The 15,424-nt window shown below is 71.7% G+C and carries 16 protein-coding genes; 5 read left to right on the top strand and 11 right to left on the bottom strand.

Going from position 1 to position 15,424, the window contains the following annotated elements:
* The first annotated feature begins 14 nt into the window (after positions 1–14).
* Entirely contained in the window at positions 15–437 is a 423-nt protein-coding gene (locus tag LDL49_RS19500) for a hypothetical protein (protein ID WP_225292512.1), read from the top strand.
* 341 nt (positions 438–778) lie between these two features.
* Here LDL49_RS19500 and cobA read toward each other — a convergent pair whose 3' ends face one another.
* From cobA to LDL49_RS19470, 6 genes are all read right to left on the bottom strand, one after another.
* Positions 779–2,011, bottom strand: a complete 1,233-nt coding sequence (gene cobA / locus LDL49_RS19495) for a uroporphyrinogen-III C-methyltransferase (protein WP_225292511.1) — start codon at positions 2,009–2,011, stop codon at positions 779–781.
* Positions 2,012–2,080: 69 nt separating this feature from the next.
* Positions 2,081–3,094: an agmatinase gene (gene speB, locus LDL49_RS19490; RefSeq protein WP_225292510.1), complete on the bottom strand. Its 1,014-nt coding sequence runs from the start codon at positions 3,092–3,094 to the stop codon at positions 2,081–2,083.
* Between the two features lie 10 nt (positions 3,095–3,104).
* Positions 3,105–4,175 (bottom strand): nicotinate-nucleotide--dimethylbenzimidazole phosphoribosyltransferase, encoded by a 1,071-nt coding sequence (gene cobT, locus LDL49_RS19485; RefSeq protein ID WP_225292509.1) that lies wholly within the window; start codon positions 4,173–4,175, stop codon positions 3,105–3,107.
* 21 nt (positions 4,176–4,196) lie between these two features.
* Positions 4,197–5,039, bottom strand: a complete 843-nt coding sequence (locus tag LDL49_RS19480) for a sirohydrochlorin chelatase (RefSeq protein ID WP_225292508.1) — start codon at positions 5,037–5,039, stop codon at positions 4,197–4,199.
* A 65-nt stretch (positions 5,040–5,104) separates the two neighbouring features.
* Positions 5,105–6,280, bottom strand: a complete 1,176-nt coding sequence (locus LDL49_RS19475) for a bifunctional cobalt-precorrin-7 (C(5))-methyltransferase/cobalt-precorrin-6B (C(15))-methyltransferase (RefSeq protein ID WP_225292507.1) — start codon at positions 6,278–6,280, stop codon at positions 5,105–5,107.
* A gap of 125 nt (positions 6,281–6,405) precedes the next feature.
* The gene (locus LDL49_RS19470; RefSeq protein ID WP_225292506.1) at positions 6,406–7,470 is read right to left on the bottom strand and encodes a GNAT family N-acetyltransferase; all 1,065 of its coding nucleotides are present in this window, start codon (positions 7,468–7,470) and stop codon (positions 6,406–6,408) included.
* 89 nt (positions 7,471–7,559) lie between these two features.
* Between LDL49_RS19470 and LDL49_RS19465 the strand changes: the two genes are divergently transcribed.
* Both LDL49_RS19465 and LDL49_RS19460 read left to right on the top strand, forming a co-directional pair.
* Entirely contained in the window at positions 7,560–7,853 is a 294-nt protein-coding gene (locus LDL49_RS19465) for a DUF2795 domain-containing protein (protein WP_225292505.1), read from the top strand.
* 3 nt (positions 7,854–7,856) lie between these two features.
* A complete protein-coding gene (locus LDL49_RS19460) occupies positions 7,857–8,873 on the top strand; it encodes a baeRF2 domain-containing protein (RefSeq protein WP_225292504.1) in 1,017 nt (338 codons plus the stop codon).
* On the opposite strand, the gene LDL49_RS19455 is transcribed toward LDL49_RS19460, so the two are convergent.
* Genes LDL49_RS19455 through LDL49_RS19445 form a run of 3 tightly spaced genes read right to left on the bottom strand, consistent with a single transcriptional unit; the run spans position 8,860 to position 11,556 of the window.
* Positions 8,860–9,444, bottom strand: coding sequence for a LutC/YkgG family protein (locus tag LDL49_RS19455; RefSeq protein WP_225292503.1), 585 nt, complete (start codon positions 9,442–9,444; stop codon positions 8,860–8,862). The genes LDL49_RS19460 and LDL49_RS19455 overlap by 14 nt on opposite strands.
* The gene (locus LDL49_RS19450) at positions 9,431–10,822 is read right to left on the bottom strand and encodes a lactate utilization protein B (RefSeq protein ID WP_225292502.1); all 1,392 of its coding nucleotides are present in this window, start codon (positions 10,820–10,822) and stop codon (positions 9,431–9,433) included. The genes LDL49_RS19455 and LDL49_RS19450 overlap by 14 nt, the downstream gene beginning before the upstream one ends.
* On the bottom strand, positions 10,819–11,556 hold the full coding sequence (locus LDL49_RS19445) for a (Fe-S)-binding protein (RefSeq protein ID WP_225292501.1): 738 nt from the start codon (positions 11,554–11,556) through the stop codon (positions 10,819–10,821). The genes LDL49_RS19450 and LDL49_RS19445 overlap by 4 nt, the downstream gene beginning before the upstream one ends.
* 69 nt (positions 11,557–11,625) lie before the next feature.
* Here LDL49_RS19445 and LDL49_RS19440 point away from each other — a divergent pair, with 69 nt between their 5' ends.
* Complete coding sequence (locus tag LDL49_RS19440; protein WP_225292500.1) at positions 11,626–12,318, top strand: FadR/GntR family transcriptional regulator; 693 nt, start codon at positions 11,626–11,628, stop codon at positions 12,316–12,318.
* On the opposite strand, the gene LDL49_RS19435 is transcribed toward LDL49_RS19440, so the two are convergent.
* Positions 12,311–13,153: an NAD(P)H-binding protein gene (locus LDL49_RS19435; RefSeq protein ID WP_225292499.1), complete on the bottom strand. Its 843-nt coding sequence runs from the start codon at positions 13,151–13,153 to the stop codon at positions 12,311–12,313. The genes LDL49_RS19440 and LDL49_RS19435 overlap by 8 nt on opposite strands.
* A gap of 52 nt (positions 13,154–13,205) precedes the next feature.
* Here LDL49_RS19435 and LDL49_RS19430 point away from each other — a divergent pair, with 52 nt between their 5' ends.
* Complete coding sequence (locus LDL49_RS19430; protein ID WP_225292498.1) at positions 13,206–13,967, top strand: helix-turn-helix domain-containing protein; 762 nt, start codon at positions 13,206–13,208, stop codon at positions 13,965–13,967.
* On the opposite strand, the gene LDL49_RS19425 is transcribed toward LDL49_RS19430, so the two are convergent.
* Entirely contained in the window at positions 13,956–15,335 is a 1,380-nt protein-coding gene (locus tag LDL49_RS19425) for a sulfatase family protein (RefSeq protein ID WP_225292497.1), read from the bottom strand. The two genes, LDL49_RS19430 and LDL49_RS19425, sit on opposite strands and share 12 nt — an antisense overlap.
* Positions 15,336–15,424: the final 89 nt, after the last annotated feature.

Raw genomic sequence — 15,424 nt, 5'->3', positions numbered from 1 at the left:
TCAGCAGACTCAGCGTGTACGGCCTGCGCGTCGTCCGAGTCCTGTTCGGCCTGCGGGTCCGGGAAGTGCCACGCGGACGGCTCCGGGCGGACGTCCGCCGACCCCTCAGGCTCGTCATCGGCGAGGCGAAGGCCGTCGTCCGCAGGCTCGTCGTCCGCAGGCTCGTCGTCCGCAGGCTCGTCGCCCGCGGCCTCATCGCCCGCACCCTCATCATCCGCGGGCGCGGCCAACTCGGCCAGCTCGGCCCACGCCTCAGGCTCCTCCTCCGACGACGCCTCGGCATCGCCCGCAGGCTCATCGTCGGACGACGCCTCGGCACCGCCGAGAGCCTCCTCGTCAGACGGCGCCTCGGGCTCGTCAGACGGCTGCTCGCCAGACGGCGCGTCAACCTCGTCAGACAGCGCTTCGGGCTCGTCAGACGGCTGCTCGTCAGATGACGCCGCAGACTCGTCGGACGGCGCCTGAGCCTCCTCGAAAGAGTGCTCATCGGACGATGCCTCAGGCTCGTCGAAAGAGCGTTCGTCAGACGATGCCTCAGGCTCGTCCAAAGAGCGCTCATCGGACGGCGCCTCAGGCTCGTCAGAGGGCTCATCGCCGGACGACGACGCCCCGAGCTCCGCCGACGGCTCGCCGGACGGCTCCGAGGCCGAGGCCGGGACGGGGGTCTCCTCGTCAGGCGCGGATGCCTCCGGTGGCGCCGCGGACTCGTCCGTGAAGGCGCGGAAGCTCAACGTCTGCTCCCCAGGCGACTCCGGCCGCCCGTCATCCATGGCCGTGTTCACGGCAGACGCTCCGCTCGAACCATCTCGACCTCCTGGCCGACCCTTACGACGTCGCCGACGATGACGATCGCCGGCGGCCGTATACCAGCCGCGGACACGCGGTCGGCCACGCTGGAAAGTGGAGCCACAACCGCCCGCTGGGTCGGAAGAGTACCGTCCTGTACCACCATTACGGGAGTCTCCGGAGGGCGTCCATCTCTCAGGAGTGCCTCGGCCACCTTCGCCAGCCTCTCGACGGCCATCATCAGCACCAGCGTGCCCTGCGAACGGGCCAGCCCCGGCCAGTCGACGGTCGACCGGGCGTCGTCCGGCGCGACGTGCACGGAGATCACGTGAAACTCCTGGCTGACCCCGCGATGCGTCACCGGGACCCCGGCCGAGGCGGGCACCGCCACGGCGCTGGTGATGCCGGGAACCACGAGCACCGGGATGCCCGCCTGGGCACAGGCGATCATCTCTTCGCCGCCGCGCCCGAACACGAACGGGTCGCCGCCCTTGAGCCGGACCACGAACTTGCCCTGCCTGGCCCGGTCGACGAGCAGTTCGTTGATGGTCTCCTGCGACAGCGACCTGCCGTAAGGGACCTTGGCGGCGTCGATGAGCTCGACGTCGGGCGCCAGCTCGTCGAGCAGGGCGCGTGGTGCGAGCCGGTCGGCGACCACGACGTCGGCCTGCGCGAGGAGCTGCCGGCCGCGCACGGTGATCAGCCCGGGATCGCCGGGGCCGCCGCCGACCAGGGCGACGCCGACGGGCTTGGTGCGGCTGCGGCGGGCGTCGACCGTGCCGTCGCGCAGCGCGCCCACGACCGCGTCCCTGATGCCGGCCGCCCTGCGCGGGTCGCCGCCGGCGGTCACGGCCACGGTGATCTCGTCCACCCGCCCGGAGGCGGGCGTCCAGGCGGCGGAGGCGTCCTTGTCGTCGGCTCGCACGCACCAGATCCGCTTGGCCTCGGCCTCGGCCGCGACGGCGGTGTTGACGGACTTGTCGTCGGTGCACGCCTGGACGAGCCAGGCTCCGTCGCAGTCGCCGACCTCGTAGGGGCGCGCGTGCCAGATGACCCGGCCGGAGGCGATCAGGTCGTCGAGCGCGGGCGTGACGCTCGTGGACACCACGGTGACCTCGGCGCCTGCCTCCAGTAGGGCGGGGACCCTCCGCTGCGCGACGCGCCCGCCGCCCACGACGAGGACCCTGCGCCCGGAAAGCCGCAGGCCGAGGAGGTAGGGGCCCATGCTGGGGAATCTCCCGTTCGCGAAGCTTGGTGTGTCAAGAGGTAAACCTACCGGGTCTTACCGAGAGATTTATCGGCCGTCAAGGAGCGGCTGGTGAGGATCCCAGCGGGGCCCGCCATTATCGTCCTTCCGGCGTCTGGCCATCGCTGACAGCGCCTCAAGGATAACCCGGTTCCCGAGGAACGCGGTGATGTCCGCGTGATCGTACGGCGGAGCCACCTCGACCACCTCCATACCGGCCACCGGCAGTTCGTAGCAGATCCGCCGGACCGAGTCGAGGAGCTGCCTGGCCGACAGCCCGCCCGGCTCGGGGGTGCCGGTGCCGGGGGCGTGCCCGGGGTCGCAGACGTCGATGTCGACGGACAGGAAGATCTGGTCGCACGCGTCGAGCGCGATCCCGAACGCCTCCGTCAGGCACTCTTCGAGCCCTCGGGTGACGATCTCGGTCATCTCGTACGAGCGCATGTTCTGCTCGGCCATCCAGCCGAGCGTCTCGGGACCCGGCCAGTAGCCGCGCAGCCCGATCTGCAGGAACCGGTCGCCGCGGATGGCGCCGGACTCGATGAGGCGGCGCATGGGCTGGCCGTGGCCGTACAGGTGGCCGAAGGCGATGTTGCCCGTGTCGGCGTGCGCGTCGAAGTGGATCATCGAGGTGCGGCCCGGCTCGTACGCCCTGGCGGTGCCCCTGGCGTCGGGCAGCGCGACCGTGTGGTCGCCGCCCAGGACCAGCGGCACGGCGCCGGAGGCGGCGACGCGGTGGACCGCGTCCTCGATGGCGGCCAGCGAGGACTCGACGTCGCCGGAGTAGCACTCGACGTCGCCCGCGTCGAGCACGCGCAGGTCCCGCAGCGCGTCGACGCGCAGGGCCAGGCTGGGCCTGGAGCCGTCGTGCGGCAGGTAGCAGGCCTGGCGCAGGGCCATCGGGCCGAACCTGGCGCCCGGACGGTTGGAGGTGCCGCCGTCGAACGGAGCTCCGATGATCACTACGTCGGCACCCGCGTACGTCGCGGGATCGCCGACATCGCACCGCTCGACGCCGAGGAAGGTGACATCGGGACCGTACATGGGGCCGTATCTCGACATGGCCCCATCATCACACGTGTTTTTCGGTCACTCCCGCCGAGTCGAAGGTGGCGACCTCGTGCATGACGCGTACGGCGGCACAGACGAGCGGGTAGGCCAGCAGCCCGCCGGTGCCCTCCCCCAGCCGCAGCTCCAGGTCCACCATGGGGCGCAGGCCGAGATGGCCGAGGGCCGCGGTGTGGCCCACCTCGGCCGAGCGGTGCCCGGCGACGCAGTGGTCCAGCGCGGCGGGGTCGAGCGCCGCCGCCACGAGGGCGGCCGCCCCGGCGATGACCCCGTCGAGGATCAGCGGCACGCGGGCCGCGGCGCCGCCGAGGATGAAGCCCACCAGCGCCGCGTGCTCGAACCCGCCCACGGCGGCCAGGGCCCGCAGGGCGTCGTTGGGCAGGGACATGACGGAGTTGACGCCGTTCACCCGGAGCGCCTCACGGATCACGCTCACCTTGCGGGCGTGCGTCTCGTCGTCGATCCCGGTCCCCCGGCCCGTCACGTCGGCCGGGTCCCGGCCGGTGAAGGCGGAGATCAGCGCGGCGGAGGCGGTGGTGTTGGCGATGCCCATGTCGCCGGTGATCAGGCAGCGGGCGCCGCCCGCCACCAGCTCGCGGGCCACCGAGATGCCGGCTTCCAGCGCTTGTACGGCCTGATCCACGGTCATGGCCGGCCCCGCGGACAGGTCGGCCGTGCCGTAATCGATCTTGCGCTTCATCAGGCCCGGCGCGTCGGGCAGGTCCGCCGCGACACCCACGTCGACCACGGTCACCGTCGCGCCGACCTGCTTGGCGAAGGCGTTGGCCACCGCGCCGCCGGACAGGAAGTTGGCCACCATCTGGATCGTGACCTCCTGCGGCCACGGGGTGACGTTGCGGGCGTGGACGCCGTGGTCGGCCGCGAAGATGGCCAAGGCCGCCGGGACCGGCATGGGCGGCGGGGTGGTGCCCGCGGCGCCCGCCAGACGTACCGCGACCTCCTCCAGCGCGCCGAGCGAGCCGCGCGGCTTGGTGAGACGGTCCTGGTAGGCCCGAGCGTCGGCGATGGCGCGCGGGTCGGCGGGGCGAATCGCGGCGAGCGTCTCAGCGAGCACGGCTTACCTCCGGGTAGGGGGTCACGGGACGAGTTGGAGCGCTTCCTCGTAACGGTCGATGACGACATCGGCCAGGGTCTCGCAGTCGCCGATCACCTCGGCGCAACGGATGTCGAGATCGGGATGGCCGGCGCCGTAGGCCAGCGCCTGCGCCCACACGCGCTCCAGCATCCCGCCCGCGAACAGCAGGTACGGGACGACGATCACCCGCTTGGCGCCCAGGCGGCGGCAGCGCTCGAGCCCGCCGGGCACCCCGGGCGGCGTGACCGAGACGAAGGCGGTCTCGACCGTCATGAAGTCGTAGGCGTGCGTCTCCCAGAACAGCCGCGAGACGCGGTGGATCTCGGCGTTGGCCGCCGGGTCGGTGGAGCCCTCGCCGACCAGGACGACCGCGGTCTCTCCCGGCTCGACGTGGAGGGGCAGCTCGGTGGCCGCCGAGTCGACGGCGCGCAGCCGCGGCCGGCCGCCGACCAGCTCCAGCGGGCGCAGCTTGGGCATCTCGGTGGCGGCGTCGTTGAGGCGCTCGGCCAGCAGCGCGAGCACGCGGGGGTCGGGCCCCAGCGGGCGGCCGTAGTCGCACATGAGGGTCGGGTGGCGTTCCTGCACCCTGGCCATGGCGGCGGGGAACTCCGCGCCCACCCGGCTGAGGCTCAGCGGCAGCGCCACCAGCCGGTGGTGTCCGCGAGCGACCAGAGAGGCGACGGACTCGCTGACCCGTGGCGTGGCGCGCTCCAGATAGCCTCCGGAGACGTCGGCGGCCCGCTGGTCCAGGCGGCAACGGAGCCTGTGGACGAACCTGCCGAACTCGGCGGAGTCGGCGTCATCGTTCGAGCCCTGCCCGATGAGCAGGAGCGGGGGCTTCATTGAGGGAATCTCCGGTGCGTAGGCAAGACACGCGAGGATAACCGATGCGTGCCGGTTGAAACAGGTCACGCCACACGCGAGGGGGTCGCGTGTACGACGAAGACAGGGTCGGCCGCGGCCAGGCTATGCGATCCGTCCGGCTGAATGGTGAGCTTTGAGGCGATTATCTGCGTGCCCTCGGCACGATAGCCGTGCTCGCGGAGCCGGTCGAGCACCGCGGAGACCCGTTCGACCGTCTTCAGCGCGCAGACCAGCGTGCGCGGCCGGCGGGCGGCGCAGGCCACGATGACGTCGGCCCCGCCCCCGCCGACGAACACCGCGTCGGGATCGGGCAGCGGCTCGAGCGCGGGCGGCGCCTGTCCCCTGGCCAGAGCCACTTTGACGCCGTGTTCGAGAACGCTGGCGCGCAGCCGGGCGCAGGCCGCCTCGTCCCGCTCGACGGCCACGACGGCCGCGCCGAGCCGGGCGCACTCGACGGCGATCTCGCCGGAGCCCGCGCCCACGTCCCAGACCAGGTCGCCGAGCCGGGGGCCGAGCTTGGCCAGGATGTACGCCCTGACCTCGGCCGGCATCGAGGACGCGAACGGCAGCGCCCATTCGGCCGGCCCCGGCTGCGCGCCCGCCACCCAGCCGGGCTCCCTGGTCTGGTGGAGGGGGTCGATGACGAGCACCACGTCGGGGTCCTTCCACGGCCGGGTGGTGGCCTCGCCCATGCGGCTGTGGGTGACCCGCTCGTCGGGCCCGCCGATGTCCTCGCAGACGATCAGCTCGCGCGGGGTCGTGGGCGCCAGCTCGCGGGCGATGTCGCCGGGCCCGACGCCGGGCGCGACCAGCAGGGCCACCTTGGGGTGCGCCCGGCAGGCGTTGACGACCCGGTTGAGCTGGTGCGGACCGGCCGGGGCGACGACGAGCGCGTCCTCCCAGTTGAGCCCTGCGCAGGCGAAGGCGCGGGTGACGAGTGAGGTGGCGGGCAGCACGTCGGGCTTGAGCCCGTGGGCGCGCAGCCTGCGCACCACGCCGAAGAAGCCGGGATCGCCCTCGGCGACGACCACGGCGGCGCCCTCGCCCTGTTCGAGGTGATTGTCGAGGGTCTGGAGCAGCGACCCGTCGGCCACGACCGAAGCGGTCAGCCTGAGCTGCCCGATGATGGCGTCCGGCCCCACCACGAGCGTCGCCCCGCGCAGCCGCTCGACCGCCCTGGCCGACAGCTCCGATCCGTCCCACCCGACCACCGTGATCATGCGCCTCACCGCCTCACCACTAAGGGTGACGGGTGCCGAGGTGTTTCACAAAGGGTACGAACGCCTGTCCGGTGTGCCTGTCCGCCCGAACCGCCCCGTCCTGCCCGCCGGACCGGCGAGATCCATCAGGCCAGATCGGCCGGAGTGAGACTGTAGACGACCAGGTCACGCCCCAGAAGCGCGTTGCGCGCCACGCCCTCCCGGACGAAGCCCGCCTTCTCCGCGACCCGCTGCGAGGCCACGTTGGTGACCGCCGCCCGCAGCTGCAGCCGTGCGAAGCCCTGCGTGACGAACAGCCAGCGGGCGATCGCCAGCACGGCCTCCCCCGCGTACCCCCGGCCGCGGGCCCAGGGCGCGGTCATGTAGCCGACCTCCGCCGACCTGTTGGCCCAGTCGGCGTCCCTGAGGTCCACGTTCGCCACGAAACGGCCGCCGGCCAGCTCCGCCACGGTGTAGGCGATCCCCTGGCCCCTGGTCCGGATCCGCTCGGCGGCGCCGATGAACGCGCGGGCGTCCGCCTCCGTGTAGCCGCGCGGCAGCCCGGTCTCGGCCTGGGTGAGCGGGTCGGCGCCCGTGGCCGCCAGGTCCGGCACGTCGGCCTCGGCCGGTGGCCTGAGCAGTAGCCGCGAGGTACGCAGCTCGGTGCGGGGCAGCGTGTCGGACGGGGCGCGGCTGTCGCCGCGCAGCAGGCCGAAGATCACCAGATCGTGCGGCCCGTCGTCCTCCATCGCGGCGTCCCGGAGCACGCCTTCCCAGGTGAAGCCCGCTTTCTGGGCGACGCGCAGCGAGGCGAGATTGTCGAGGTTGGCCGTCAGGTCGATCCTGCGCAGCTCCGTTGTGGCGAAGACCCAGTCGACCAGCCCGCGGACGGCTTCGGGCGCGAACCCGCGACCCCGGTAGAGGGGGTGCACGCCGTACCCGACCTCGGTCGTTCCCGCGCTCCACGAGGTCTTGAACAGGCTGATGGCGCCCACGACGCGGTCGTCGGCGTCGGCCATCGCCAGGTGCACGCCCTGCCCGGAGCGGCGCAGCTCGTGCACGCCGGTCTTGAGCCAGTGTGCGATGCCCGACGCCTTGCCCGGGGTGCCGGGCGGCAGGAACTGGGCACCGGACTGCACGATCGAGCGGATCCGGTCGGCGTCCGAGATGCCGAAGGGCCGGAGCACGAGCCGCGCGGTGGTGATTCTCACACCGGGATCGAACACCCTCGGCAGGGTACACAGCCGCGATGTTTGCCCATGAAAGCGGGGGTAGGTCGCCTTAGAGAGGAGTGACCACCATGGAACGTGGCAGCGCCGAACACGGCCCCCGCCTTGACGAGGAGCGGCAGCACGAGACGGAAGGCATGGTCCGGGGCGGCGGCCCCACGCACACCGAGGGCGCCGAGCTCTTCAAATGGGTCAGTGACACCTCTTTCCCCTCATCCAGGGAGGATCTGCTGCGGCACGCCGAGTATCGGCACGCGCCCGACGAGGTGCTGGAGCTGCTGCACTCGTTCCCGGAGCGGCAGTACCTCACCATCGGGCAGGCCGCGGACGCGTTCGGGCTCGGCATGGAGAAGCGGGGGTGGTGAACGGTGCGGCTCGACTTCATCCGGCCGCTCTATGAGCGCCGCGGGCCGTACGCCTCGGTCTATCTGGCCGCCCTCACCGGGCGCGAGCGTGAGAAGCACTGGCGTGACCTGCGTGCCCAGCTCCGCGGCGAGGTGGACCCGGACACGCTCGACGCTCTGGAAAGGGAGGCCGCGGGGTCGGCGGCCGCGCGGGTGATGTTCGCCACCCACGGCGACGTGGTGCTGGCGGAGACGCTCGCCGAGGCGCCGGAGCTGGCCGCGTACAGCCCGCTGCCGCTGGTCACGCCCCTGCTGATGCTGCGCGGAGAGAACCTCCCGCACCTGCGGGCCATCGTGGACCACGCGGGCACCGAGCTGACCGTCTTCGGCAGCGGCTCCCCCCGCCGGCCCACCGTGGCGGCCGCCTCGTGGCCGCTGCACAGGACCAGCTGGGGTGGCTGGTCACGGAAGCGGTACGAGTGCCGCGTGGAGGAGCCGTGGGAGGAGAGCGCGAAGACCGTCGCGCATGAGATCGACGAGCAGGTCCGGCGGCTCGGCCTCGAACTCGTCGTGGTGGCCGGCGACCCCAAGTCGCGTTCGCTGCTCTGCGATCATCTCGGTACGAAGTCCGTGGACCGCGTGATGATGGTCGAACACGGCAGCCGCGCCGACCACGAGCAGTTCGAACGAGACGTCGAGACCGCGCTCGACTCCTACCTCGACCGTCGGCGGGCGGAGCTGCTCGACCGGTACCGGGAGACCGGCGGCCCCACCGGGCTGGCCGAAGTCGCGCACGCCCTGCGGGAGGGCAGGGTGCACGCGGTGCTGATGCCGGGCGAGGTGACCAAGCCCATGTGGATCGGCGGCGGAGGCGGCACGCAGCTGGCCACCGCCCCCGAGGAGCTACGCGGCTGGGGGGTGGACGATCCGGTGCCGGAGCGCGCGGACTCCGCGCTGACCAGAGCCGCGACCATGACGGACGCCGAGCTGTGGTTCAGCCAGGAGATCTCGGACGCGGCGGCGGTCATCAGGTACTTATGATCACTTCCAGCGTCCGCGGCCCGTGTACGCCCTCGACCCGGTTGAGCTCGATGTCGCTGGTGGCCGACGGGCCGCTGATCCAGGTCAGCGGGCGGACCGGGTCGAGCCGGGCGACCGCCTCGGGCACTCCGGCCACGATCTGGTCCGCGCGGACCACGCACAGGTGGTAGTCGGGCACCAGGGTCTGCGCCCGGCGCCCTTGGCCGGGGCCGGAGTCGAGGACGATCGTGCCGGTCTCGGCGATGGCCACCGCGCAGCAGGTGATCACACCGTCGGCGGCGTCCAGCTCGGTCACGGAGTCACCCGCGACGGCGCCGGGCACCCGCCACTCCGCCGGTAGCCCCTCGGGCACGACCATCCGGCGGCCGGCCACCAGCTCGGCCACCTTGCCGGGCACCTCGGCCGCGGGCAGCACGTGCACGACGGCGCGGTAGTCGTCCACCCGCTCGGCGAACAGGCCCACGAGGTCCGCTACCTGCGTGGCCGTACGGTAGCCGCGCGGGATCGCCACCTCGGGGGCGCCTTCAACGGCTCGGCGGACCCTGGCCAGGATCTCGTCACGCGCGCTCATTCCGCTCCCACCAGTCTCTGAAGGATTCTTCCGGGATCTCCGGCAGGTCCCGGGTGTCGGTCCAGGCCGACAGGGGGCCCGGCAGGCGTTTGGGCACCACCTTGCGGAAGCGGGTGGCCAGGCGTTGCGCCTTGGCCAGCCGTACCTCGTCGTTGAGTATCCAGCCCGCGACGCGCATGCCCACCCGCTCGGCCGGCGCGTGGCGGACCTTGGCGCGCAGGTCCACGAGCACCTCGGGGATGTCGATCGCGACCGGGCACACCTCGTAGCAGGCGCCGCAGAGGCTGGAGGCGTACGGCAGCGAGGCATCCAGATCCGACGACATGCCCCTGAGCTGCGGGGTGAGGATCGCGCCGATCGGGCCCGGGTAGACCGAGCCGTAGGCATGGCCGCCCGCGCGCTCGTAGACCGGGCAGACGTTCAGGCAGGCCGAGCAGCGGATGCAGCGCAGCGCCTGGCGGCCCACCTCGTCGGCGAGCACGTTCGTGCGGCCGTTGTCGAGGAGGACCAGGTGGAAGTCCTGGCCCTCGGCCGAGCCGGTCCACATGCTGGTGTAGGGGTTCATGCGCTCGCCGGTGGAGCTGCGCGGCAGCAGTTGCAGGAAGACCTCGAGGTCGCGCCAGGAGGGCAGCAGCTTCTCGATGCCGACCACGCTGATCAGGGTCTCCGGCAGCGTGAGGCACATCCGGCCGTTGCCCTCGGACTCCAGCACCACCAGCGTGCCGGTCTCGGCGATCATGAAGTTGGCGCCCGAGACGGCGACCTTGCTCTTGAGGAAGCGTTCGCGCAGGTGCAGCCGGGCGGCCTCGGCCAGCGCGCGCGGCTCGTCGGTGAGGTCCGCCGGGACCGGGCGCATCTTGTCGAGGAAGATCTCGCGGATCTCGGCCCGGTTGCGGTGGATCGCGGGCACCAGGATGTGGCTCGGGAAGTCGTCGCCGAGCTGCACGATCAGCTCGGCCAGGTCGGTCTCGTAGGCGGTGATGCCATGCGCGGCCAGCGCCTCGTTGAGACCGATCTCCTGGGTGGCCATCGACTTGACCTTGACCACCTCGCTCTCGCCGGTGGCCTGGACGAGCCGGGTGACGATGCGGTTGGCCTCGTCGGCGTCGCGGGCCCAGTGGACGTGGCCGCCCGCCCTGGTCACGGCCTCCTCCAGCTGGAGGAGGTAGCGGTCGAGGTGGCGCAGGGTGTCGTCCTTGATCGCCTTGCCGGCCGCGCGGAGCTCCTGCCAGTCGGGGAGCTCGCCGACGACGTTCGCGCGCTTGCCACGGATGGTGTGCGTGGCCTTGCGGAGGTTGTAGCGGAGCTGAGAGTTCTGTACGGCCTCCGCCGCATTTTGCGGGAAATTTCCTGGCATGCCGAGGAATGTCGCGCTCATTGGGCACCGCCCTCTTCGGTGGAGGCGAGGATCTCGGCGAGATGCATGACCCGGACGCCGGTCCGCTGGCGGCTGAGCGTGCCGCCGATGTGCATCAAGCACGAGTTGTCGGCCGCGCACAGCACCTCCGCGCCCGTGTCGAGCACGCTGCGCGCCTTGTCGGCGCCCATGGCGGCGGAGACGGCCGGGTTCTTGACCGAGAACGTGCCGCCGAAGCCGCAGCACTCCTCGGCCGCCGGGAGCGGGACCAGTTCCAGGCCCCGGACGTTCTGGAGGAGCCTGGTCGGACGGTCGCCGAGGTGCAGCCCGCGCAGCGAGTGACACGTCGGGTGATATGTCACCCGATGCGGGAAATATGCGCCTACGTCGTCGACTTTGAGGACGTCGAGCAGGAACTCGGACAGCTCGTAGACCTTGGGCGCGACCTCGGCGATCGCCGCCGCTCCCCTGCTCCCCTGCCGCACCAGCTTGGGATACTGCTCGCGCACCATGGCGGCGCACGATCCGGACGGCGCGACGACCGCCTCGTATCCGGCGAACACCTCGGTGAAGCGGCGCGCCAGCCGTACGCCCTCGTCGCGGTAGCCGGTGTTGACGTGCATCTGGCCGCAGCACGTCTGGGCGGCGGGGAAGTCCACCTCGCAGCCGAGCCTGCGCAGGAGCGACACGACGGCCTTGCCGGTGCCGGGGAAGAGCGTGTCGTTCACGCACGTGATGAACAGGGCGACTCGCACGGCTCTCCTTCCGATGTATGGTCTGACCACAGTATGGTCAGACCATATCGAAGCCGCACGAGGGGGACAATGGTGGCCGACTGGCAGCCCGTCCGGCGGACCCGTACGTTCGAGGACGTCATCGCACAGATCGAACGGCGCATCGCCGCGGACGGTCTCAAGGCGGGCGACCGGCTGCCCGCCGAGCGCAGCCTCGCCGAGCAGCTGGGGGTCAGCCGCTCGTCGGTACGGGAGGCCATGCGCGTGCTGGAGACGCTCGGCGTGGTGTCGTCGCAGGTGGGGCGGGGGCCGGACGCCGGGGCGGTGCTGACCTCCCGCCCCGACACGGCGCTCACCGATCTGCTCAGGCTGCATCTGGGACTGGCCAGCCTGGAGCTGCGCGAGGTGATCGACACCCGGCTGATGATCGAACGTGGGGCGGCGGCCCGCGCGGCCTCGGCCGGCTCCGACACCACCGGCCTCGCCACGGCTCTGGCGGGCATGGACGCGGCGAGGTCGGCCGAGGAGTTCGTCGAGCACGACACCGCCTTCCACTGCGCACTGGCCGACGCGTCGGGCAACCGGCTGATCGCGGCCATCATGCGGTCGCTGCGCGACTCGATGAGGCGCTACGCGGTGGAGGCGGTGACGCGGCTCGGCGACACGTCCGTGCTGCGGGCCGACCACGAACGCATCCTCGCGGCCGTACGGGCGGGCGATCCCGACGAGGCTGCGAACGCGGTCGCCGAGCACCTCGCCCACGCCTACCCCTCCCTTAGCTGAAAGCGGCTCGGTGGTCCCGGACCCAGGACTCGTAGGAGGTGGCCGGGCGGCCCAGCACCGACTGGACGGCGTCCGAGAGATGCGGCCAGCCCACCTCCTTGAGCATGGTCCAGCCCGTGGCCGCGACCGCGACCAGGCTCGGATCGGCGCCCGAGGCGAGCATCTGCTCCTTGGCCGCCTCGATGGGGATCTCGACGGTCTCCAGCGGGCGGCCGAGCACCTTGGCCAGGATCGACACCTGGGCGGGGACGCTGAGCAGGTCCGGGCCCGTGAGGTCGTAGGTGCGCGAGTCGTGCGCGCTCGTCGTGAGCGCGGCCACCGCCACGGCCGCGACGTCGCGCGGGTCGATGACGGGCTGCACGCCGTCTCCGGTGAAGTTGGGGATCGGGCCGCCCGACCTGACGGCTGCCGCCCAGCCCAGCGAGTTGGAGGCGAAGCCGGCCGGGCGCAGCATGGTCCACGCGATGCCGCTCGCCTTGATGGCCTCCTCACCCGGCACGTGCCACGACCGGGCATCGCCGGGGTCGTCGGAGTCGCCCGTGCCGATGGCCGAGAGCTTCACCACCTTCTTGACGCCCGCCGCTCCGGCCGCCTCGATCATGGCCTGGTCGTGCTCCTTCAGCCGCCCGCCGAATCCGGTCAGCAGGAGGGCGGCCGACACGCCCTCGAACGCCCGCCGCAGCGATCGCGGGTCTTCGAAGTCGGCCTGGACGGCTTCGCCGCCGGGTGAGCGGGACGGGTCCCGGGTCATCGACCGTACGGCCTCGCCGCGCTCAAGGAGGAGGCGGGCGGTCTGGCTGCCTATGGCGCCCGTGGCACCGGTGATCAGAATCATGTCAGCCAGGCTGGCAGCGCACCTGGCGTCGGTTATAGGAAGAATCGGCACTATGGATGGAGCACTCCTGGGAACCCGGCGGATTCACGTCCGGGAGCCCGACACCACGCCGACGGTGGCCTTCCGCACGGTGGACGGGGCTGGGCGCCTGTACGTGCTGGGGCCGCGGACGCGGGCGTCGTACCTGGCGCCCAAGGACGTGCCGCACTGCGTCACGGTACGGCTGCGCCCGGCGACCGCCCGGCCGCTGCTCGGGGTGCCGCTGAGCGAGCTCGTGGACCGGGTCGTCCCGCTCCGGGATCTTTGGGGGGTACGGGCGGACCGGCTGGCCGAAGAGCTGGCGGGCATGGTGACGGGAAGCGACTGGGCCGAGCAGGTGATGACGCGCCTGGAGGCGGCCTTCCTTGACCGGCTGTCCGCGCAGTCGCCCGCTGACCTGGACCGCGCCGGCCTGGTGGGCGCGGCGGCGGCGCTGCTCTCGGCCGAGGCGGCGCTGGACCGTAATGACCTGGTGAGCCTCGCGGCGGCGCCTCCGGTGGTCGCGGTGGCCAGGGAGCTGGGGGTGAGCGAGCGGCACCTGCGCAACCTGTTCACGGGCGGCGTCGGTGTCCCACCCAAGCGGTTCGCCCGGATCAGCCGGGTCCGTGGCGTGCTGGCCAGGGTGTGTCGCGAAGAGGCCGCTTCGCTGGCCGCCGACGCGGGCTACTACGACCAGTCGCACATGACGGCGGAGTTCCGGGAGGTGATGGGCGTGCCCCCGAGCGCCTATCGGGCGGGCCGCCTGCCGGTCCCCGGCACCTGCTCAGCCGGCTGAGTCGGCTTCCAGGCATTCGGCGCCCGAGCAGGTGTGCATCCTCGACAGCCGTTCCTGGAGCTGCAGCACCAGTCCCGGGTCCGCGAACCTGGCCAGGTTGTGCAGCTCGTACGGATCTCGGGTGAGGTCGTACAGCTGTATCTCGCCGGTGGCGTACCTCACGTAGGTGTGCGTCTCCGTACGCAATGCCTCATAGGGGGGCACCGGCGTCTGCGCGGCCGACGACCGGTTGGCCGGCCGGCTGAACTCGACCAGCACGTTCCGCCGCCATGGCGACGGCCGCTTCCCCTCCAACAGCGGCACCAGCGACCGTCCTTCGGCGAACGGCGGCACCGCCGCCCCGCCGAGCGCGGCGAACGTGGGCGCCAGATCCACCGTCGCCGTCATCTCGTTGATCGTCGAACCCGGCTCGATGCCCGGCCCGCGCACCACCAGCGGGACGTGGATGGCCTCCTCGAACGGGGTGGTCTTGCCCTGAGGGAGGCGATGCGTCCCCAGATGGAAGCCGTTGTCGGAGGTGAAGAAGATGTAGGTGTTGTCGAGCTTGCCGTAGTCGCGGAGGGTGGCGATCACCGAGTTGACGAGGTCGTCGACGCCGAGCATGGCCCGCAGCCTCCTGCGGTAGCGCTCGTCGACCTCGTCGATGCCCTCCGGCGAGATCGGCGGCCTCGATCGCAGCCACTCCGGCTCCTCCGACACGTCCGCCTGGTTGAACGACGGCGTGCGCGGCGCCTGCGACCAGGGGAACGCGTCCATGTTGCGGACGGCGGGATTGGCCGGGTTGTGCGGCGCGATGGGGGCGAGATAGAGAAAGAACGGCTCCGGGCCGGCGTTGATGAAGTCTCTGGCCTTGCCCGCCAGCACGTCGGACAGGTAGTCCTGCTCTCCCCAGCCGTAGTCGACCAGGTTGCCGTTCTCGTTGAGGCGGTAGCCGTACTCCTGGTAGAGGTTGCGCACGGGCACGTCCCACTCGTGCCAGCCCGGCGGCACGTACGTCTGAGTGGCGGTGCCGCCCGGATAGTGGTTGAGGAACTTGCCCATCAGCGCCGTGCGGTAGCCGACCTGCTGCATCCAGGTGCCGATCGTGGACTGTTCCAGCCCCAGGGTGTGGAAGCGGTCGAAGCCGCCTTCCGGCGCGGTGTTGGTCAGCACGCCATGACTGTGGACGTACTGGGAACGCAGGATCGTCGTGCGCGACGGGCAGCACCAGGAGTTGGACACGAAGAACCGGTCGAACGAGGCGCCCTGCTGCACCAGCTGCTGATCTATCGCGGGAAAGTAGGAGAGCGCCCCGTACTCCAGGTCGTCCGCCATCACCATGATGATGTTCGGCCGGCTTGCCGCGGAGGCCACCGCCGGACGAGTCACGGGCAGCGCACCTGCCGAAAGAAACAGCAGCGCGCAAGCGAGTCGACACAGAACGTTAACCACGAGTGTGATTTCCCCGGAAGATCATG

It is taken from the genome of Nonomuraea aurantiaca (assembly GCF_020215705.1).
Taxonomy (GTDB): Bacteria; Actinomycetota; Actinomycetes; order Streptosporangiales; family Streptosporangiaceae; genus Nonomuraea; species Nonomuraea aurantiaca.
This window is presented reverse-complemented; position numbering and strand designations above follow the sequence as displayed.